The sequence below is a fragment of the Acuticoccus sediminis genome (assembly GCF_003258595.1).
Lineage (GTDB): Bacteria > Pseudomonadota > Alphaproteobacteria > Rhizobiales > Amorphaceae > Acuticoccus > Acuticoccus sediminis.
The window spans coordinates 1-18,099 of the sequence record NZ_QHHQ01000020.1 but is presented as its reverse complement, the minus strand read 5'-3'; the positions used below and the strand labels follow the sequence as shown (position 1 = coordinate 18,099).

At 66.0% G+C, this 18,099-nt stretch carries 22 protein-coding genes and 2 pseudogenes; 16 read left to right on the top strand and 8 right to left on the bottom strand.

Annotated elements, in window-relative coordinates; all coding sequences use genetic code 11:
* The 7 genes and pseudogenes from DLJ53_RS33965 to DLJ53_RS33935 all read left to right on the top strand — a co-directional run.
* Positions 1-443: Tn3 family transposase (locus DLJ53_RS33965; protein WP_244935233.1), on the top strand; the 443-nt coding region annotated here is incomplete at its 5' end.
* 210 nt (positions 444-653) lie between these two features.
* Positions 654-1,046: a hypothetical protein gene (locus DLJ53_RS33960; protein WP_211100735.1), complete on the top strand. Its 393-nt coding sequence runs from the start codon at positions 654-656 to the stop codon at positions 1,044-1,046.
* A gap of 32 nt (positions 1,047-1,078) precedes the next feature.
* Positions 1,079-1,936 (top strand): GTA baseplate fiber-binding domain-containing protein, encoded by an 858-nt coding sequence (locus tag DLJ53_RS33955; protein WP_211100734.1) that lies wholly within the window; start codon positions 1,079-1,081, stop codon positions 1,934-1,936.
* A gap of 6 nt (positions 1,937-1,942) precedes the next feature.
* Positions 1,943-3,019 carry a DUF2793 domain-containing protein gene (locus DLJ53_RS33950; protein ID WP_111352742.1) on the top strand — a complete coding sequence of 359 codons (1,077 nt, stop codon included), beginning with the start codon at positions 1,943-1,945 and terminating at the stop codon, positions 3,017-3,019.
* 87 nt (positions 3,020-3,106) lie between these two features.
* A pseudogene (locus DLJ53_RS33945) lies at positions 3,107-3,325 on the top strand (DUF6127 family protein); the annotation flags it as partial.
* Between the two features lie 67 nt (positions 3,326-3,392).
* Positions 3,393-4,079: a TIGR02594 family protein gene (locus DLJ53_RS33940; RefSeq protein ID WP_111352741.1), complete on the top strand. Its 687-nt coding sequence runs from the start codon at positions 3,393-3,395 to the stop codon at positions 4,077-4,079.
* Positions 4,079-4,321 (top strand): hypothetical protein, encoded by a 243-nt coding sequence (locus tag DLJ53_RS33935; RefSeq protein WP_111352740.1) that lies wholly within the window; start codon positions 4,079-4,081, stop codon positions 4,319-4,321. The genes DLJ53_RS33940 and DLJ53_RS33935 overlap by 1 nt, the downstream gene beginning before the upstream one ends.
* Before the next feature lie 184 nt (positions 4,322-4,505).
* Here the strand turns inward: DLJ53_RS33935 and DLJ53_RS33930 are convergent.
* The 3 genes and pseudogenes from DLJ53_RS33930 to DLJ53_RS33920 all read right to left on the bottom strand — a co-directional run bounded on the left by DLJ53_RS33930 (position 4,506) and on the right by DLJ53_RS33920 (position 6,364).
* A pseudogene (locus tag DLJ53_RS33930) lies at positions 4,506-5,340 on the bottom strand (cobalamin-binding protein).
* A 110-nt stretch (positions 5,341-5,450) separates the two neighbouring features.
* Positions 5,451-5,819: a hypothetical protein gene (locus DLJ53_RS33925; RefSeq protein ID WP_111352739.1), complete on the bottom strand. Its 369-nt coding sequence runs from the start codon at positions 5,817-5,819 to the stop codon at positions 5,451-5,453.
* A 305-nt stretch (positions 5,820-6,124) separates the two neighbouring features.
* Complete coding sequence (locus DLJ53_RS33920; protein ID WP_111352738.1) at positions 6,125-6,364, bottom strand: hypothetical protein; 240 nt, start codon at positions 6,362-6,364, stop codon at positions 6,125-6,127.
* A 562-nt stretch (positions 6,365-6,926) separates the two neighbouring features.
* Here DLJ53_RS33920 and DLJ53_RS33915 point away from each other — a divergent pair.
* Positions 6,927-7,838, top strand: coding sequence for a PhnA-like protein (locus tag DLJ53_RS33915; protein WP_111352737.1), 912 nt, complete (start codon positions 6,927-6,929; stop codon positions 7,836-7,838).
* Between the two features lie 220 nt (positions 7,839-8,058).
* On the top strand, positions 8,059-9,273 hold the full coding sequence (locus tag DLJ53_RS33910; RefSeq protein WP_211100733.1) for a cation:proton antiporter: 1,215 nt from the start codon (positions 8,059-8,061) through the stop codon (positions 9,271-9,273).
* A 48-nt stretch (positions 9,274-9,321) separates the two neighbouring features.
* On the opposite strand, the gene DLJ53_RS33905 is transcribed toward DLJ53_RS33910, so the two are convergent.
* Entirely contained in the window at positions 9,322-10,191 is an 870-nt protein-coding gene (locus DLJ53_RS33905) for a transglutaminase family protein (RefSeq protein WP_202913515.1), read from the bottom strand.
* Positions 10,192-10,342: 151 nt separating this feature from the next.
* Between DLJ53_RS33905 and DLJ53_RS33900 the strand changes: the two genes are divergently transcribed.
* Positions 10,343-11,221, top strand: coding sequence for a transglutaminase-like domain-containing protein (locus DLJ53_RS33900; protein ID WP_111352734.1), 879 nt, complete (start codon positions 10,343-10,345; stop codon positions 11,219-11,221).
* Positions 11,222-11,386: 165 nt separating this feature from the next.
* Here the strand turns inward: DLJ53_RS33900 and DLJ53_RS35005 are convergent, their stop codons facing one another.
* A complete protein-coding gene (locus DLJ53_RS35005; protein WP_146620191.1) occupies positions 11,387-11,566 on the bottom strand; it encodes a hypothetical protein in 180 nt (59 codons plus the stop codon).
* 163 nt (positions 11,567-11,729) lie between these two features.
* Here DLJ53_RS35005 and DLJ53_RS33895 point away from each other — a divergent pair, with 163 nt between their 5' ends.
* On the top strand, positions 11,730-12,164 hold the full coding sequence (locus DLJ53_RS33895) for an AI-2E family transporter (RefSeq protein WP_111352733.1): 435 nt from the start codon (positions 11,730-11,732) through the stop codon (positions 12,162-12,164).
* A gap of 294 nt (positions 12,165-12,458) precedes the next feature.
* Here DLJ53_RS33895 and DLJ53_RS33885 read toward each other — a convergent pair whose 3' ends face one another.
* The 3 genes from DLJ53_RS33885 to DLJ53_RS33875 all read right to left on the bottom strand — a co-directional run bounded on the left by DLJ53_RS33885 (position 12,459) and on the right by DLJ53_RS33875 (position 14,830).
* Complete coding sequence (locus DLJ53_RS33885; protein ID WP_111352732.1) at positions 12,459-13,652, bottom strand: extracellular catalytic domain type 1 short-chain-length polyhydroxyalkanoate depolymerase; 1,194 nt, start codon at positions 13,650-13,652, stop codon at positions 12,459-12,461.
* A gap of 43 nt (positions 13,653-13,695) precedes the next feature.
* A complete protein-coding gene (locus DLJ53_RS33880; RefSeq protein WP_111352731.1) occupies positions 13,696-14,079 on the bottom strand; it encodes a CopG family transcriptional regulator in 384 nt (127 codons plus the stop codon).
* Positions 14,080-14,620: 541 nt separating this feature from the next.
* Positions 14,621-14,830, bottom strand: a complete 210-nt coding sequence (locus DLJ53_RS33875) for a cold-shock protein (RefSeq protein WP_111352730.1) — start codon at positions 14,828-14,830, stop codon at positions 14,621-14,623.
* 401 nt (positions 14,831-15,231) lie between these two features.
* Between DLJ53_RS33875 and DLJ53_RS35415 the strand changes: the two genes are divergently transcribed.
* The 5 genes from DLJ53_RS35415 to DLJ53_RS33860 all read left to right on the top strand — a co-directional run bounded on the left by DLJ53_RS35415 (position 15,232) and on the right by DLJ53_RS33860 (position 18,025).
* Positions 15,232-15,402, top strand: coding sequence for a hypothetical protein (locus DLJ53_RS35415; RefSeq protein ID WP_162409827.1), 171 nt, complete (start codon positions 15,232-15,234; stop codon positions 15,400-15,402).
* Entirely contained in the window at positions 15,399-15,692 is a 294-nt protein-coding gene (locus tag DLJ53_RS33870) for a hypothetical protein (protein WP_111352729.1), read from the top strand. Before DLJ53_RS35415 ends, DLJ53_RS33870 begins: the two co-directional genes overlap by 4 nt.
* A 125-nt stretch (positions 15,693-15,817) precedes the next feature.
* A complete protein-coding gene (locus tag DLJ53_RS33865) occupies positions 15,818-16,807 on the top strand; it encodes a fatty acid desaturase (protein WP_244935234.1) in 990 nt (329 codons plus the stop codon).
* Positions 16,808-17,088: 281 nt separating this feature from the next.
* A complete protein-coding gene (locus DLJ53_RS35000; protein ID WP_146620190.1) occupies positions 17,089-17,679 on the top strand; it encodes a hypothetical protein in 591 nt (196 codons plus the stop codon).
* A gap of 118 nt (positions 17,680-17,797) precedes the next feature.
* Complete coding sequence (locus DLJ53_RS33860; protein ID WP_111352727.1) at positions 17,798-18,025, top strand: hypothetical protein; 228 nt, start codon at positions 17,798-17,800, stop codon at positions 18,023-18,025.
* The last annotated feature ends 74 nt before the right edge of the window (positions 18,026-18,099 follow it).

The window sequence follows — 18,099 nt, the reverse complement described above, 5'->3', positions numbered from 1 at the left end:
CGCTGATCTCCTCATCCGAAGACCAGCAGGTCCCTTCCGTAGCTTACAGCCCTGTCCGATTTTTCGGGAGCACCTCAGTGGGACGCATCGAACGCTCCCTGTTCCTCCTGCGATGGATCGCCGACGCCGACCTCCAGCGCCGCGCACAGCTCGGCATCAACAAGGGCGAGGCTCATCACGCCCTCAAGCGCGCCATTGCCTTCGGACGACGCGGCGAAATCCGTGACCGGTCCGCCGAAGGCCAGCACCACCGCATGGCCGGCCTCAACCTCGTCACCGCCGCCATCATTCACTGGAACACCCGCCAACTCGGCCAAATCGTCGCCAACCGCACAGCCGCCGGACAGCCGCCTGACCCCAAACTCCTGCCGCACGTCTCTCCCCTCGGTTGGGAGCACGTACACCTCACCGGCGAATATCGATGGCCCGCTCACGATCCTTAGCGTGGCAGACCGCCCCCTCCCGCAAACGACCCCAATATCATCTGGGCGACCGACTTCCGCGAGGAGGTCCAGACGTCCACCCAGGGCGGCGGCAAGGGTGGAGAGCCCAAGGTCAAGACGACCGAGTATCTTTACTACGTCTCGTTCGCCGTGGCGCTGTGCGAGGGACCGATCACCGGCATCGGCCGGATTTGGGCCGAAGGCAAGCTGATGGACCTCGCTGGTGTCACCTGGCGCTGGTACCCGGGCGACGAGACGCAGGAGGCAGATCCGTTCATCGCGACCACGATGGGCGCCGAGCCGACCCCGGCCTACCGCGGCACCGCCTACGTCGTGTTCGAGGAACTGGCGCTGGACCGCTATGGCAACCGTCTGCCGCAGCTTTCATTCGAGGTGTTCCGGCCCATCGCCGATCCCGATACAGCCGAGGGCTGCGTCGAGGCGGTCACGCTCATCCCGGCGTCGGGCGAGTTCACCTACGCGACCCAGCCGATCCGCACGGGCGGAGACGGCGAGACCGTCGCCGAGAATCTGAACGCCCTTACCGATACGGCCGATAGCGTCGTCGCGTTGAACAGTCTGCAGGCGATGGTCGCCCGCTGATTGCCGCGCACGCGAAGCCCTGGCCAGGCCGGATGGCAGTCTGGCGCAGTCCCGCCTCGGACGGGTTCGAGCTCGTCACGACGTTCGGGCGTCGGGCGCGCATGGGCGTACTTGTCGACGATCTCTATCCGGGTCCGACGTCGCGATTCGACCGCGGCAACGTGCTCGTGGTCGATCTGCGCTCTGGCTCGATAGAGGGCGTGACGGACATCGCGCTGTTCGGCGGTGCCAACGCGCTCGGCGTCGAGGCGTCGCCGGGTGTCTGGGAGATCATCCAAGCGGCGGACGCTGAGCTTATAGCGCCCGGGCGCTACCGGTTGACGCGGCTGCTGCGCGGCCAGCGTGGGACAGAGACCTCTGTGGGCTCTCCTGCACTGGCCGGATCACGCGTCATAGTGCTCGACGCCAATCTCGCCGCGCTTCCGCTCGGCGAGGCCGACATCGGCCTGCCGTGGAACTGGCGCATCGGTCCGGCAAGCCGTACGCCGAGCGACGAGACCTTTGTCGCGAGACCCTTCACGCCGTCCGGCCTCGGGCTCCGGCCGTTCTCGGTATGCCAAGTCGAGCAGCCTTGGCGGACGGCGCGGACGCCGGGCGACCTGACGATCCGATGGACGCGCCGCTCGCGCGCACTCGCCGCTGACAGCTGGACCGGTGTCGACGTTCCGCTCGCCGAGGAGACCGAGCGATATGAGATCGAGATCCGCGACGGTGCCGCGGTGAAACGGACGCTGACGACGGCCTCGACCAGCGTCGTCTACTCGGCTGCACAGCAGACCGCCGACTGGGGCGCTCTGCTCGGTCCCGGCGACAGCCTCGATGTCCGCATTTTCCTGCTGTCGGCCATCGTCGGCCGCGGTGCCCCGACATCCATAACGCTGTTCTTCTGAAGGCTCATGTCCGACACCTCGACCCATCTCCTGCTGCCCTACCTCCTGGCGGCGCAGGCGCAGAAACACGTCACCCACAACGAGGCTCTGCGTCTGCTCGACGGGCTCGTCCAGCTCTCGATTCTCGATCGGGATCTTGCCGATCCTCCTGGCAGCCCGAGTGATGGTGACCGCTACATCGTTGCAAGCGGGAGTAGCGGCGCCTGGAGCGGTTGGGACGCCAACGTGGCGTACTACGTCGACGGGGCATGGATGCGCCTCGTACCACGTGCGGGGTGGCGTGCGTGGGTCGAGGACGAAGGGGTGCTGCTCGTCTTCGACGGGTCCAGCTGGGTCACCACGACACCGGCCGAACTGCAGGCGCTCACGCGGCTGGGTGTTGGCACCACCGCGGACGCCGCAAACCCGTTCTCGGCGAAGCTGAACGCGGCGCTCTGGACCGCCCTGACGGACGCCGAGGGTGGCGACGGTGCGCTGCGCATCACGCTCAACAAGGAGAGCGCGGCAGACACCCTCGCGCTTCTCCTGCAATCCGGCTTCTCCGGCCGAGCTGAGCTCGGTCTCGTGGGCTCCGACGATCTGACGCTCAAGGTGAGAGCCGACGGGAGCAGCTGGCATGAGGCGCTGACCGTCGACCGGGCCTCCGGGATCGTCAGCGAGCCAAGCCGGCCGCGGTTCAAGGCGTACACGAACTACGACAACTACGTCCCGCTCACGACGTGGACGAAGATCGCCATCAACGCCACCGAGGCGAACGACCAAAACGTCTTCGATGCCGGCGCCAACGTCTTCACCGCGCCCGCGGACGGGACTTACCTCCTTGGCGCCTCGTTGCTCTACAAGGTCAACGGCAGCCTCTCCTCGCGGATGCGCGGGCGGCTCGTCCTCAACGGCGCGACCGAAATCCGCGGCTCGCTCGGCGAGATCTCTGGGACGCACGTCTCGAACGCCACCGCGATCTGGCTGCAGACGATGGTGCCGCTGGCCGCCGGCGATACCGTCGAGCTGCAGGGCTATTTCCGCGGCGCCGACGGATACGTCGCCGCCGACCACACCAGCTTCTGGGGCACCAAGATAGGATGAGAGGGCAGGCTCACGACCATGCCGACGACACGCACACCCGACCACATCACACTGCCGAAGCCTGAGTTCGAGTAGCTTCTCGAAACCGCCGCCGAGAAGGGCGCGAAGCGCGCGCTCATCGACGTCGGCCTCGAAGGTGAGACCGCCGCGGCGGACGTTCGCGATCTCCGCTCGCTCCTCGATGCGATCAAGGTGGTCCGCAACACGGCCCTTCAGACCGCGGTGCATGTGATCGTCACCGCGATCCTGCTCCTCATGGTCCTCGGCGCCGCGATCAAGCTGAAGCTGTTCGGCGACGGCGGCTGACCACTCTCCACCTCGTCATCGTCCACTAAGCCCGCCCTGTGTGGGCTCTTTTGTTTTGGAGGTCCCTATGACGCCCAAATGGTATCAGCTCGCCACCGCCGAGCTGGGCCAGCAGGAGATCCGCGGCGCGAGGCACAATCCGCGGATCGTCAGCTACCAGCAGGCGACCGGCCTGCGCGCCACCGACGACGAGACCGCGTGGTGCGGCTCGTTCGTCGCCTGGTGCCTGCGCGAGGCCGGCGTCCGCTACGATGTTGCCCGCGCGGCAGCCGGTCGGTCTTGGCTGAGCTGGGGTCGCAAGCTGGACAAGCCGACCATCGGATGCGTCGTCGTGTTCTGGCGCGGCAAGCGCGATGGCTGGCAGGGCCACGTCGGCTTCTACGCCGGCCGTGCGAAAAACGGCGACATCCTCGTCCTCGGCGGCAACCAGGGCGACGCGGTCAGCATCCGGCCATACTCGGCGAGCCAGCTGCTCGGCTTTTGCTGGCCGAGTGACGTCGCGCTGCCGCCCGACATCGAGCCGCTGGCGAAGTCCGGAGTTGTGCAAGGCACCACCATCGCCGTCGCCAGCGGCGGGGCGATCGTTGCTGAGAGCCTACCGGCGCTCGTGACCGAACTCGAACGCGCCGATCGGCACCTGCAGGCGGGCACCATCTTTGGCATTGCCATCGGGGTGCTGATCGTCGCCGGTGGCGGGTACGCGCTCTGGCGGCGGGTGAAGGCCGGTCGGCAGCTCGGCGAGGAGGTCATGTGATGGCATGGCTTCTCGCACTGCCGAGGGTGCGGAGGCTCGGCATGTACGTCGCCGCTGTCGGCGCTTCCCTCGCGGCGCTCGCCGCGCTGCGTCGCTCGGGCGAGCGCAGCGGGCGTCTCCAGGAACAACTCGAACAGGAACGGGAGGTGTCCGATGCACGGCAGCGGATGTTGGATGCGTCGCGCGATCGTCCTCGCGGGCGTGATGATCTCGCTCGGCGCATGCGCGACGGCGAGTTCTGAGCACGGTGTCGCGTGCGTGCCGGTGCCGGAGTATCGGCAAGAGTTCCTGAACCGGGCGGCGGATGAGACCGAGCGGCTTCCGGAGGAGACGGCGATTGTAGTCTTGCTGGAGGACTACGCAGCTATGCGTGCGCAGGGCGACGCTTGTGCACGGCGATCATCATGATGAGGCGACCGGCGGCGATCATCGGGCTGCCGAGACAGCCCGATCCTTCTGGCAGGTCACGGCCTGTCGGCGCCAGTCGCCGATGGCGGCGACGATCGCGTCGAGGCCGTCCATCAGGGCAGCGGGTCCGGGTTGGAGGATCAGCGGCGACGTGATCTCGCATATAAAGCCGTTCGCCACGGCCGGGATCGCCTCCCAGCCGGTCCGTGCCGCGATCCGCCCCGGCCGGACCTTCTTGCCGCACCAGGATGCGAGGATGAGGTCTGGCGCGGTCGCGACGACCTCGTCGCTCGTGGCGATGCGGTCCTTCGCGGACTGCGCACCGCGGCGGTCGGCGAAGACGTCGCTGCCGCCTGCGATCTCGATCAACTCCGAGACCCAGCCAATGCCGGCGATCATCGGCTCGTCCCACTCCTCGAAATAGACCCTGGGGCGCGGCTCCTCTGCCGCCGCGGCGACCATCGCCAGCCGTTCGCACAACACCGACGCCAGTGCGGCGGCATCCTCGCCGACGCCGACCAGCGCTCCCAGCATCTTGATCATCGCGAGGATGCCCGCGACGTCGCGCTGATTGAAGGCGTGTACGGGCGATGCCTTCGCGGATCAGCGAGGCCGCGATGTCGGCCTGAAGGTCACAGAAGGCCAACACCAGATCGGGTTGGAGCGCGATGATCTTCGCCGTGTCGGCCGAGGTGAAGGCGGAGACGCGTGGCTTCTCGCGCCGCACCCGTGGGGGGCGGACGGCGTAGCCGGATACGCCGACGATGCGGTCCTCCTCGCCGAGCAGATAAAGGGTCTCGACGGCTTCTTCGGTCAGGCAGACGATGCGCTCGGGCGGGAAGCGCCGGCTCATCGCGCGGCAACGAGCCACGCGCGGCGCAGGTCCGGGATCGCGAGAGAGAGGGCGAACAGGACCGCGAAAGCCAGAGCGTTGATGCCGAAGAGCGAAGCGACGACGTCAGCCTAGAAGGCGTCCGGATGCGACGGCAGCACGAGGCGGGCGGCGAACACGGTGCTCTGCTGTGCAGCGAACGCCCCGATCAGCGCCGCGGGCAGCAGCAAGGCCCCTCGCGTCGAGCGCGTGGCGAAGTGCGCAGCAACCGTCGCCGCCGCGGCCGAGACGCCGAGGGCGATGCCCCAACCGATGCTGTCGGCGGTGACCGGGTAGCCTTGCACGCCGTAGCCGAGGACCTGATTCATCGCCCAGGCGAGTAGGCTGGCCGCAACCGCCCTGCGGAGGCCGATGATCACCGCCGCCATCGCGGCGAGGCCTGCGAACGGCATCGCGCAGGCGAGCGCCAGGGAGAACAGGACGCCCGTAAGCGCAAGCATGGGCGGGACGAGGCTTGGCGGCACGACGATCCTCGAGCGATCAGCTCGTTCGGTATCCGCTCCCTCGGGACCGAGAGGTGAAACGGGCCGCGTGATCGGGTTGCGCCGAACGTTGCCACCGGGGCTCAGGAGCGTCCAGCCCTGGACCGCGGCGGCGGCGGAACGACGGGTTTGCACATCGGCGCACCGACTGCTCCTCGGTGTTGCGAGGAGAGCGTGGACGGCCTGGATCGAGGGCTGGACGGTCATTGATCGTTAAACCCTCCCGGCACAACACAAGCGTGAGGATCGGCCGACTTCTCTCATCAGCCGAGGCCGAAGACCTTTTCCTCAAGCGAGCCCGACTTGCGGTCGGCGGCCGTGTCGACGCGATCGAGCCGGTCCTCGGTCACGACCCGCTCGTATGGTTCTGACTCGTTCCGGATGCGGTACTGAAGCGCGTCGCCAACGGGGGGCAGCACGCGCGTGATCCTGAATACTTCCGCGGAGCCGGGCGGACGGTCGAGTCGGTTTCTGAAGCGGACGATCTGACCGACCTCGAACATGTGGGGTTCGGCGTCATCCCGGACTGGACGCATGGAAGCTCCTTGCCGGCGCTCTCCGCGCGCTCGACCGTGTGAGAATTGGATGAGGTTGGCATCGCCTACGAAGGCAAGCCGTGCCGTCCGTGCCTCGGCCACACGTGCAGCGAGCACGCTCCGGCGGAGATGCAGCAAAGGCAGGGAAAGAAGGATGTCCCCGGGCTCAACCGTTCGACCATTCCAACACAAACGTATGACTTCGCAAGCGCAACACAATGGGCTGCCCGCAAAAAGGTGGGGCGTCGCTCGAAGAACCGTCTGGCCGAGCTGAGTCGGGCGTCTAAGAGAGACAGGGGGCGGCATGGCCGGCCACCACGCCGGGCTCCATCGGGAACCTTTCTCCTCCGCACCCCATTCCAGTCTGCTGCTCAGATGTTAATCGACCGGTAAATCCGGCCCCCCGGGTGGCTCGCGCGAACTCTCCGCACCGCACTCGGCTGGACGACCGGTATCCGAAGACGCCTCCGACAGCTTTCAAGCCGCATCCGCAGGCCGCGGATTCTCTCACTCGTTGAAAGGACAGCACATGACCGACGTGGCCGCCACGACAGGGGCAACCACCGGAAGGGATCCGCCCACGCACGGAACCGTTTCAGAGGACGCCCACACCATCATGATCCACAGCGTTTCGTGGGGCGCAATCTTCGCGGGCGTCGTCGTCGCCCTCGTGGTCCAGATTCTCCTGTCCATGCTGGGTGCCGGGATCGGGTTCGCGACGATCGGGGCCGCCGCCGCGCCTGGCCCGTCCACGTTCTCCATCTCCGGCGGCATCTGGGTCGTCGTCTCGGCGATCATCGCGACGTTCGTCGGCGGGTACATCGCCGCACGTCTCTCGGGCCGCACCACGGCGACCACGGGCGCGCTTCACGGACTGACCGCCTGGGCATTCAGCACGCTCGTCGTCCTCTATCTTCTGACGAGCTCGGTGGGTAGCATCGTCGGCGGCGCGTTCAGCGGGATCGCCACCTTCGCCGGCGGGGTCGGGCAGACGGTGGTGGAGACCGCTCAGCCCGCAGTCTCGGCCATCGACCCCATGGCGACCATCGAGCGTCAGGTCAGGGCGACGGGCGGCGATCCCGAGGCGCTCGAGCAATCCGCAGTGAATGCGCTCCGCGCCCTCGTCTCCGGCGCGGGGAATACCGAAGCGACCCGTGCCGAGGCCGCCGAGGCGCTGGCGAACGCCCGCGGCATCCCGGTCGCCGAGGCCTCGCGGCAGGTCGACGAGATCGAGGCCGCATACCAGCGCACCGTGGACCGCACGGCGGAGGCGGCGGCACGGGCGGCCGATGCGACGGCGGACGTCGTCTCGACGGGGGCGCTCCTCGCCTTCGCCGGACTGGTCCTGGGCGCCATCGCGGGCTGGCTCGGCGGCCGGTCGGGCGTCGTGCATCCGGTCCTCGCCGATCGACTGGCACCGGCGCGGCACCGGCGCGGTTAAGCCGCGGAGGAGCGACCGTCCGCGAGGGCCGGGGCAGTTCGCTCCGGCCTTCTCGGACCACTGTCATCCCCGGGCAAGTCGGGACGGAAGCCCCATGGGATCTGTTCCGACCGTGATCTTCCCCCGGCGGCATGCGCGCCAGTGATCTCTAGCCTAATGCGCTGTCCGTTCCGATAGAGGAGAATTTTTCGGCGAAATGTATGGATCCGAGCCCCATCACGTGTTGCTCGCGGCCACCGGGCTCGCGCTCCTCGCTGCCTACGCATTCCCGCGTCTCGTATTCGCGCGCCCCCCGTCCTCGTCGTGGCTCCTCATGGTTCTCGGGCTGCTCGCCTTCGCCTTCGTTCCGGGCATGCCCGGGGCGCTAAATCCCGTGAGCGCGCCGCTTGCCTGGGAGGTGGTCAGTGAGATCGTCGTGATCGTCGTCTTGTTCTCGACGGGGCTGCGCATCGACAGGATCCGCGGCGTGAGGCTCTGGTCCCCAACCGTTCGTCTCCTTGCGATTGCGATGCCGCTGACCATCGCCGCCGTCACCTTCCTCGGTTGGTCGCTCGCGGGGATGACGGTGGCGGGCGCGATCCTACTCGGCGCAGCGCTGGCGCCGACCGATCCCGTCCTCGCCGGCGACGTCCAGGTGGGACCGCCACTCGAAGGGGGAGAGCATCCGGTCCGGTTCGCGCTCACGACGGAGGCCGGCCTGAACGACGGGCTGGCCTTCCCGTTTGTCCATCTCGGCCTTCTGGTCGCGGCACTGGGGCTCGATCCGGGGGTCTGGCTGACCGATTGGCTCTGGCGGGATGTTGTCTACCGGGGCGCCGTGGGCGCGCTCGGCGGGGCGGCGATGGGGTGGGGCATCGGCCGGCTCCTTTTCGGCAGACGTCGGCGCACCCTCGAAGGTGTGTCGGGCATCGTCGCACTAGCCGGCGTTCTCCTCACATACGGTCTCGTCGAGATCGTCGAGGGATACGGGTTCATCGCGGCGTTCGTCGCCGGGTTGGTGTGTCGGAACGTCGAGCGCGACAACGCCTTCCATCGCCGGCTTCACGCCTTCTCTGAGGCTCTGGAGGAGGCGTTGACGGGCCTCCTCCTGATCTTCCTCGGCGGTGCACTGCCCGCCCTGTGGCCCGCGCTCGACTGGCAAGGCTGCCTGATCGGCCTCGCGCTACTTCTCATCATCCGCCCGCTCGCGGGCTGGGTCGCGCTGTGGCGGTCGCCGCTTGGCGGGCGGGAGCGCGCCGTCGTCGCCTTCTATGGCGTGCGGGGTATCGGGTCGGTCTACTATCTCGGCTATGCGTCGGGGCGGATGGAGTTTGTCAACGCGGGCCAGATTTGGGCGCTGGTGGCGTTCACCATCTTCGCGTCCACGCTCCTTCACGGGGCGACCGCCCGCTTCGTCGTCGACCGGGTCGTCGGCGCCCGCTCGACGCCTCCCTGATCCCCGCGCCCGGGACCGGGTTTCCGGCGCGCGGGACGAGCAGGACCGTCAGCCGGTGCGCAGCACCGCGACCTCCACCTCCATCGACGTTTGCGTTGCGCCGTCGAGGGTGCGGAAGGTGCCGCTGACGGGAACCGCTTGCGCAGGCTTGCGCGTCGTCGCCACACGCACGAGGCTTCGGCTTGCGACGATCTGGTTGGTCGGGTCGAACTCGACCCACCCGGCCCCCGGCAAGAAGACGTCAGCCCAGGCGTGCGTTGCGCCGCCGCCGGTCATAGTCTGGGCGTCCGACGCGTCACCAGCGGGGTCGTGGAGGTATCCGGTAACGAAACGCGCCGCGTAGCCGAGCGATCGCGCTGCCTCCATGAACAGGAAGGCGAAGTCTCGGCAGGAGCCGCTTCCCGCGGCGAGGGTCTCGGCCGGGGACTGCACCCCCATTGCCTCCCGCCGGCGATAGACGAAGCTGCGGTAGACCGCGCTCGACAGAGCCTCCAGCACCTCGGCGCTTCCCTCCGGCAGTTCCGGCAGGACCGCATCCACCCAAGCCCTGACCGCCTCGGTCTCGCTTGGCCGGTCAATCGCGATGAGGGAGGCGAGGTCGAACGCCTCGTCCGGCTCGTAGCGCGGAGGGTATGCGCCCGCCCGGCGGCCGATCCGCGGCAGCGGATCGTCGAGGGCGTATCGCCGCAGCCGCAATTCGCTGGCGATCACAAGTTCCGTTGCCGGCTCGTGGAACGTCAGCCGCGCCACGGAGTTACCAAACGTGTCGTAGGCCCAACCGACGTCCGCCGGCGGGGAGACGGCCAGACTCGATCCCAAAATTCGCATGTCGTGACCGTCACGGGGTCTGAGCATCAGGTCGTGCGGTCCAAATTCCACGGGGCGATCGTAAGCATACACCGTCCTGTGAGAGATCATCAGCACACTCACGAACGTTTTTCCATATCAATCGCCCTTTAATATCCAGTTATTGTCACTATATCTGTAGTGTTAGTGAAATTTACAATGCTCAGATTGCAGAATTTACTAGTTCTGTGCAAGTTCTGTGGGAGCGTGTGGAAAGGTGGCAATGTTAATTCGCTTCGGATTCGAGATCGCATTGAAATGCAAGACGCCCACGACGCTCATTCTCGGCCTGTCACCGCACTCGACCTTTAACGGCCGCATCATCGGCTCCGACCGTCTGGTCGTTGAGCCGGATCTTCCGATGGGCGAAATCATCGATCCGTTCGGCAACAGGCTGGTCCGGCTGAGGGCCCCCACCGGTCCGCTCACGCTGAATGCGGACTGCGTGGTGGAGATCGAGGGCGAGCCCGACCCGTTTAACTGGAACGCGCAGCAGGTCGAGGTGGCGGATCTGCCGCCCGAAACGCTGCCGTACCTGATGGCGAGCCGCTACTGCGAGTCGGACGTCCTGCGCGATGAGGCCTGGCGCCTGTTCGGCAACACGCCGATGGGCTGGGAACGCGTGCAGGCAATCTCCAACTTCGTGCACAATCATCTGACGTTCGGCTACGGCTTCGGCCGCGCGACCAAGACGGCGGCGGACGCGTTCAAGGAGCGCACCGGCGTCTGCCGGGATTTCGCGCATCTCATGATCGCGCTCTGCCGCGCCATGAGCATCCCGGCGCGATACGCGAGCGGCTACCTGGGCGACATCGGCGTTCCGCCGTCGGGGCCGGGCGACTTCAGCGCCTGGACCGAGGTCTATCTGGGCGATCGCTGGTACACCTTCGACGCGCGCCACAACACGCCCCGCATCGGACGTATTCTGATGGTTCGCGGCAGGGATGCGGCGGACGGCGCCATGATGACCACATTCGGGGCCTACGATCTCGAGCTGTTCAGGGTGTGGACGGACGAGGTCGAGGCTCGGAGCGACGATGACCTCAGAGAGCTCCTCCGTCGTCAGCCGGAGGCCGAGGCGCTGACGCTGGCACCGGTATGAGCGGGTGAGCGGGGACCTCCCACGCCCCGCATACAAAGCCGGCTGCCTTTCGGACGCCAAGCGGCGACCTGGCGCCCGCCGGACCGTCGTTCGCTTCCGATCCCGAGTGGCGAAGAACTGCGTCGCGCTCGACCATGAGCGATCGTGGCAGTCCGGAGCACCAGCTCAGATTTCGGCGAATGATTTGCGCTGCCGGGCCGGGCGCGAACAGCACCAGAGGGTGGCGGTAGGCGCGGTATGCGAACCGGCCCACGCGCCGCTGGCGCGGTACTCAGCAACGCTGAGGGTTTCCGCGCCTACCTGATGCCTTTGACGCTCGCGGTCCTTCTGTTTCTTCGTCTTCACGCCGGTCTGCCGGGCGATGCGCGATTAGGCTTGCCGCACGCGATGTCCGCGACCATCGTCAAGCTCGCGCTGCGGTCGGGCGTTCTCGTTTCAATTGTGGTGCGCGCTCTCCGCTTACGACGCCCGTGGAGGATGCACCGAGGACTCTTGCAGAGCTGCAGGGATGCCGGGGGCGATCTTGTTCGGCGTCGGCGCGTTCGCTTTCAACTTCATTCCCTACCTCGGCGCCGTCGCCGGCGTGCTCATCGCCACGCTCGTCGCGCTGGTCACGATGGACGGCATCCTCGTTCCGATCCTCGTCGGCTCGACCTACCTCGCTTTGACGTCAGCCGAAGGCCAGCTCGTCACACCCTATCTCGTCTCGCAGCGGCTGAGCTTGAACACTGTCATCGTCTTCATCGCCGTCGCGCTCTTCGCGTGGCTCTGGTCTGTCGTTGGAATGATCGTCGCGATGCCGCTCCTCGTCGCGCTCAACGTCATCTGTCACACAGTCCCAGGCATGGCGGGACTTGGCTCGTTCTTATCCGGCAGCGAATCTGAGGAGACGAACGTCAGCTCATCCGAGCACCAAGATTTGAAAGGACCACCCTGTGTCTGAAAGACGTGAGTTATACCGAAGTCCCGACGGGGACGCTTGGTTTCTGGGCCGCGAGCCGAGTAACGGGCAGGCCTTCGTCATTCATCAGCCGAACGCGCCGTCTGGCGGTCGGCTGTCACACATTGATCTGCGAAGCTTCCTCAAGGAAGGGACAGACGGCCCCGAACATCGCGCACTGTTGCGGCTGATTGCGACACTTGTCGACGTTCCTCCGTATGCGGAACGTGCCGATGCATGCGAGCCGGAGCACCTTGCCGGGCGCCGTCCGGCCGATCCCGCGGAGCCCGGACAGGACTAGGCTCGCGCGTCCGGAGCAAGGAAGAAGCGGACCATTGCGGCGGAGCTGTCGGGCCCGGTCGGGTCGGTGTAGGAGCCGGCCTCTGATCCCCCTGCCCAGGCGTGCCCCATCCCCTCGACCATCCGCATCTCTGCGACGATGATGTCGCCCTCGAAGAGCTGGTGAACGAACTCCGATCGCCCGCTTGAGGAACTGTCTACGCGTCCGACGCGTCGCTGGAGACAAGGCGAAGCGTCTGCCATCGCGTCGAAGATGGTGGCGGCGTTGCTCGGGGCGACGGTCTTGTCGGCGGTGCCGTGGACGATGATGAGCCGCGTCCGCGCGGCCGTCAGCGGCGCAGCTCGCAGTGGACCGCCGCTACCAGCCATTGCCGAGAATGCCGACATCATATCGGTGGCAGCGCCGTAGCCGAGCCCGGAATGGATCCCGGCCGCAGCGTACGGTTCCGGATAGGTCGCCGCCACCACCGCCGCCATCGCACCGCCGGCCGACAGTCCGGCAACAAAGACGCGGCCGGAGGGGATGGCGAACTCGTCCAGCAGCGCCATCGTCAGACCTGCAATGATGGCGGGCTCGCCATCGTCGCGGCGCTGATGGTCAGGGTCGAACCAGTTCCAGCACCCTGACATGTTGGCGCGTCGAGTTTGGCCCGGGTATGCGACGAGGAGCCCGTGCGCCGCCGCGAGGCGGTTCATTTCCGTTCCCGCGGCGAAGTCGTCCGGATCCTGGTTACAGCCGTGCAGCATAACGACGAGGCCGTTCGGCGCGCCCGACTTCGTTTGCGGGACAAAGAGGCGGTAGTCGCGGCTCCCCGCCCGACCTTTGAAAGTGCGCGAGATGAACCTCGCATCGGTCGGCGCCCCTGGCGTAGCGGGGACAATGGGGGCGGAGTTCTGAACCGGGCGTGCATTGAGCGTCTTGACGACCGTGCCGAGCGGGTGGCTCAGCCGGCCGGACGTCCGCGACACGCCGCTCGGGGTGCGCAACGTTGCAAGCCCCGGCATGGCGGAGGGGTCACGCGCGGGGACGCTGTCAGATGCCATGGGCCTGGCAGCTTTATGGGGAGTGACAGCGTCCGTCCCGTCGCCGAGATTAAGAGCGGAGCGGATAATGGACGTCGCCTGATGAGGCTGTCCGTCGCGCACGGCGGCAGTCGCCCGACGCATGGCCGAGGCAAAGTGTTCGTTCATGAGTGTCCTTCACCGACCATGGGCCTGCAATGCGAGGTTCTCGTCAGACGATGCGGTCGGCAATTGCCGCCTTCACCTCCCGGCTTGCCTGGAGCGACCCGAGCACGGTGATGGAAGCGATGGTCGCGGCGGCGAGTTCCGGCGTAACGTCGGCTGCGATCCGCATCAGCCCGACGACCTTGATGTGAAGCCGCTCCCCTGCCGCGCGCGCCGCCTCCAGCTCTTGTGCCGTAACGTCGCGAAGGCCGAGATCGAGCATGTGGCGGTCGATGGCCCGCTCGACTTCACCAGCGTGCCCCGTGATCTGGTTGCGGATGGCGGTGCGGATGAAATCGGTGCGGTTCTGGTAGAAGCCTTCCTGGACAAGGAGGTCGATCCGGCCGAGGTCGACCGGGCCAAGATTGATGGTGATCTTCTCGGTCTCCACCGCACCCTCCGGCCACCAAGACCATCCACATGGATGGTATATGGAAGGATCAGACTGATTTGCAAGATTGGGTTTAGGCTGTCCCGCGAGTTGCGGCTGCGTGGCGACGGCGAGGGTACACGCCGTTCGCATCGGCGACGGCGTGGCTGATTCACGTTCGCCGCCCGGCGCGCGAGACGCCCTCGAACAGGGCGCGTCGCACGATCCGGTGCGACGCCCGCGGAGGTGTCGGTGGACGTCCGCCTTCAATGCCCCGGTCGGCCGGCAACGGTCATGCAGCGGTCAGCGGGAGTGGCAGCATTGCATTTCATGCCGAAGGTCTCGGCTGTCAGGCGCGTAGCTCGATGGTGAATGTCGCGCCAACTCCTGGGATTCCGCCGACCAGGATCGTCCACCACGGGCGGCCTCGAGCTCGTTCGGTATGGGCTCGACGATCCACTCCGAGGTCTGGCGCGCCATGTGATTGATCAGCGTCCGCGTCGCCAAAACGAAAAAGGAGAGCCGGTTGGCCCTCCTTTCGCGGCGTCAGTGCGCGGATGCGTCAGTCAGCGAGTTGAAGGTTCGCGGCCGACTCGCGTCCATCACGACCACGTTCGACCTCGAAGGTCACCTTCTGACCCTCGCCGACGCTGCTGAGGCCGGCCCGCTCCACTGCGGAGACATGCAGGAAGATATCGCGCGAACCCGTCTCCGGCTGGATGAAGCCGAAGCCCTTTTGAGAATTGAACCACTTCACGGTGCCGTTGGCCATCGTGGCCTCCATCGGAAAGTGCTGCCCGCGACATGCGGCAGCCTGGCTGCTGTCAGAGCAAAAATCGGGACTGAAGCCGGATGGAGACAGTTTTCGACTATGGTAACTTAGCAATTCTAATATAAGATGATCGCCACGCGATCGCAAGAGACGTTTTCATTCGAATGGGCGGCAGCCAAACTGCACGGAATTCCTGTCGATTTTCGCTCCGAATGCCATAAAAATTGCTCATACAAGCAGGGTGCATTGAGTTTCGTTTTGAAGGCCCTAATTATTACGACGCACGAATAAATATCGACGGCGTGCCGCTTTTCTCGAATTCATCCCAGTCGTCCGCGGTAGCTGCTTGTTCGGTCGCGCCTTAGAGGCTGCGTCCGACGTAGCAGAACAAAGGAAATCGTATGGCCAAAGGCCAGAAGCGAACAGATACGACCCCGAAGTCCGGTAACAACGTGGCTAAGAAAGCCAAGAAGGCGGCGGGCCCGAAGTATCTTCGTGATGCCATGACCAACACCCCGAACGCCACTACGCTGACTGCCAAGAGCAAGGTATCGCGCGGGAGCAAAGCATGAGCGGCGATCGGCGGACCGATCCGGCGGACGTCATGACCGAAGAAGATTTTGGGTTGCCCACGGACATTTTCGTCTCCCGCCGCGCCAATTCGAAGCGTGGCGGTCTCCATTACCACAGATTTGCGACTGCCGCTGAGGCTATCGAGTTCGCTCTCGAGAACTATTCGTCCGCTCGCCCCGATGACCTTGTCATGTCTGTCGACGACAAGCGATTCAATTTGGCCGCTGTGAAGGTCATGCATCGTCGCGCTCGCACCCTCGCCATCCTGGCGGATGCGGGGTCGTCTTGAAAAATAGGATCTCCACGGCTGGCGGATCGATAGAGACCTCTCATACGGGCGGTGATGCACCGGCGACCCGCGGCGGGTCGCCACGTCCTACGAGCGACAGATCGGCTTCCGAAGATCCGCGGGCGCTGGGCCAGGCGCTGAAGGCGTATGCGAGACCCGACGTCCGACGAAGCCTGTTCGAGGTCGCGGTCTCGATCCTTCCCTTCGCCGGCCTCTGGGTGGCCATGTGGCTGGCGCTATCCACTGTCGGCTACGGCCTGACACTTCTGCTTGCCCTGCCGGCGGCCGGTTTCCTCGTGCGCCTCTTTCTGATTCAGCACGACTGCGGCCATGGGTCTGTCTTCAACAGGCAATCCCTCAATGATTGGCTGGGCCGGGCGCTCGGCGTGGTGACACTGACGCCGTACGACCATTGGCGCCGCACGCACGCGCTCCATCACGCCGGATCGGGCAATCTCGATCGCCGCGGCATCGGGGATGTCGAGACGCTGACCGTTCGTGAATACTTGGCGCGGAGCCGGTGGGGACGGCTCCGCTATCGCCTCTACCGACACCCGCTCATCCTGTTCGGTGTCGGACCGTTCTTCGTCTTTCTGCTGCATCATCGGCTCCCGATCGGCTTCATGCGCGGTGGGCGCATGCACTGGACGAGCACGATGGCGACGAACCTCGCCATCGTCGCTGCCGTCGCCGCGATGGCATGGGTCGTCGGCATCGTGCCGTTCCTGATGATCCACCTGCCGATCGTCCTCCTGGCCTCCGCGGCCGGCGTATGGCTGTTCTACGTCCAGCACCAGTTCGAAGAGACCCATTGGGACGCGTCCGATCGCTGGAAGCATCCGACTGCCGCGCTGCACGGCAGCTCGCATTACGACCTTCCTGCAGTCCTGCGATGGGTCACGGCGAACATCGGGATCCATCACGTGCATCACCTTTCCAGTCGCATTCCGCACTACCGGCTGCCTGAGGTCCTGCGCGACTTTCCGCAGCTTCGTGAGGTAAACCGCCTCACATTCACGGACAGCCTCAGGTGTGTCCGCCTGATGCTGTGGGACGAATACGACCGGCGCCTGGTGGCTTTGCGATCTCTTCGTCGCGGCCCGGCGATGTCGTGATTGCCGAGGGCGCTGGTTCTACGCCCGCGATCCCGCGCTTGATCGTGACTGCCTCGCACAAAAAGGGGACTGTTCCTATGAGAATCCTGCGCAAGGTGAATTGGGCTTACGCCTGGCCAATCGCAATTGCGGTCGCTCTCACCTGTTTCGGCCTTGCTACGGGCGCTTGGGCGCAGGACGGCGGGCGGCAGAAGCCGGGCGCGCATGCGGGTGGCGTTGGCCCTCGTTGCGCCACCGGATTCCGGGCTGATCCCCCGGAGGAGTCGTGTACCGCGATCGTAGTGCCCGAAAACGCGTTCGCTACGAACCGTGAATACGGCGAAGGGTGGGAGTGCAAGCACGGACACGTAGCGTCAACTGGGAGCGATGAGTGTGTCGCGGTCGACATACCGGACAACGCATACCTCACAGAGCGCGGCGATCGATGGGAGTGCGATCGCCGGTTCGCCCGAGGGGACGGAAAGTGCCTGCCGATCGCGGTCCCGGCAAACGGGTACCTCACAGGTAACACCTACGACGGTGGATGGGACTGTGCGCGCGGCTTCCGCAGGGAGGGCGGTGCATGCGTCGCAATCGTCGTGCCGGAGTTCGGGTACCCCACAAACACCGACTATGGCAGAGGCTGGGAATGCGACCGTGGCTACCGTGAAGTCGACGGCGCATGTGTCGCGGTCCGCGTGCCCGAGAATGCATATCTCACTGACCGCTCCTACGGACAGGGGTGGACATGTGAGCGCGGATACAGCGAGACGACCGACGCGTGCGCGGCGATCGTCCTGCCCGAGAACGCACACCTGGACCACTTCGGCACCCGTTGGACCTGCGATCGCGGCTTCGAAAGACGCGGCGACGCCTGTATCCTGCGCGACTGAATCGGGGCGTCCGCGAGCGGATACCCGGGTCGGCCTTTGACCTCGACCCCGTTCCGTAGCAAGAACAATGTCTGCGGTCCGGTTCCGATATCCTCGCGCCGCGGAAATCGGAGCGTTTGTGGTCGACGTCGCGGAAGTTCTTCGAGAGATCGACGCGACGGAGATCGTCGCGACCCTTCGGGAGGGACTGCTGATCCTGACCGAGGACCTCGCCGTCGAATACGCGAGTCCCGGATTCGTCCGCAAATTTGCGGTGGACCGTGCCGCGACCCTCGGACGGCACCTCGCCGATCTCGGCAACGGTCAGTGGAACGTTCCCGAACTCTTGCGGTTCCTCGAACAGTGAGGTGCTCCCGAAAAATCGGACAGGGCTGTAAGCTACGGAAGGGACCTGCTGGTCTTCGGATGAGGAGATCAGCG

What these genes read in the sequence shown, in the direction of transcription:
- DLJ53_RS33960 (WP_211100735.1), top strand. Translation starts at nt 654, where the DNA reads ATGGACCTCGCTGGTGTCACCTGGCGCTGGTACCCGGGCGACGAGACG.
- DLJ53_RS33955 (WP_211100734.1), top strand. Translation starts at nt 1,079, where the DNA reads ATGGCAGTCTGGCGCAGTCCCGCCTCGGACGGGTTCGAGCTCGTCACG.
- DLJ53_RS33950 (WP_111352742.1), top strand. Translation starts at nt 1,943, where the DNA reads ATGTCCGACACCTCGACCCATCTCCTGCTGCCCTACCTCCTGGCGGCG.
- DLJ53_RS33940 (WP_111352741.1), top strand. Translation starts at nt 3,393, where the DNA reads ATGACGCCCAAATGGTATCAGCTCGCCACCGCCGAGCTGGGCCAGCAG.
- DLJ53_RS33935 (WP_111352740.1), top strand. Translation starts at nt 4,079, where the DNA reads ATGGCATGGCTTCTCGCACTGCCGAGGGTGCGGAGGCTCGGCATGTAC.
- DLJ53_RS33925 (WP_111352739.1), bottom strand. Translation starts at nt 5,819, where the DNA reads ATGCTTGCGCTTACGGGCGTCCTGTTCTCCCTGGCGCTCGCCTGCGCG.
- DLJ53_RS33920 (WP_111352738.1), bottom strand. Translation starts at nt 6,364, where the DNA reads ATGTTCGAGGTCGGTCAGATCGTCCGCTTCAGAAACCGACTCGACCGT.
- DLJ53_RS33915 (WP_111352737.1), top strand. Translation starts at nt 6,927, where the DNA reads ATGACCGACGTGGCCGCCACGACAGGGGCAACCACCGGAAGGGATCCG.
- DLJ53_RS33905 (WP_202913515.1), bottom strand. Translation starts at nt 10,191, where the DNA reads ATGATCTCTCACAGGACGGTGTATGCTTACGATCGCCCCGTGGAATTT.
- DLJ53_RS33900 (WP_111352734.1), top strand. Translation starts at nt 10,343, where the DNA reads ATGTTAATTCGCTTCGGATTCGAGATCGCATTGAAATGCAAGACGCCC.
- DLJ53_RS33895 (WP_111352733.1), top strand. Translation starts at nt 11,730, where the DNA reads ATGCCGGGGGCGATCTTGTTCGGCGTCGGCGCGTTCGCTTTCAACTTC.
- DLJ53_RS33885 (WP_111352732.1), bottom strand. Translation starts at nt 13,652, where the DNA reads ATGAACGAACACTTTGCCTCGGCCATGCGTCGGGCGACTGCCGCCGTG.
- DLJ53_RS33875 (WP_111352730.1), bottom strand. Translation starts at nt 14,830, where the DNA reads ATGGCCAACGGCACCGTGAAGTGGTTCAATTCTCAAAAGGGCTTCGGC.
- DLJ53_RS35415 (WP_162409827.1), top strand. Translation starts at nt 15,232, where the DNA reads ATGGCCAAAGGCCAGAAGCGAACAGATACGACCCCGAAGTCCGGTAAC.
- DLJ53_RS33870 (WP_111352729.1), top strand. Translation starts at nt 15,399, where the DNA reads ATGAGCGGCGATCGGCGGACCGATCCGGCGGACGTCATGACCGAAGAA.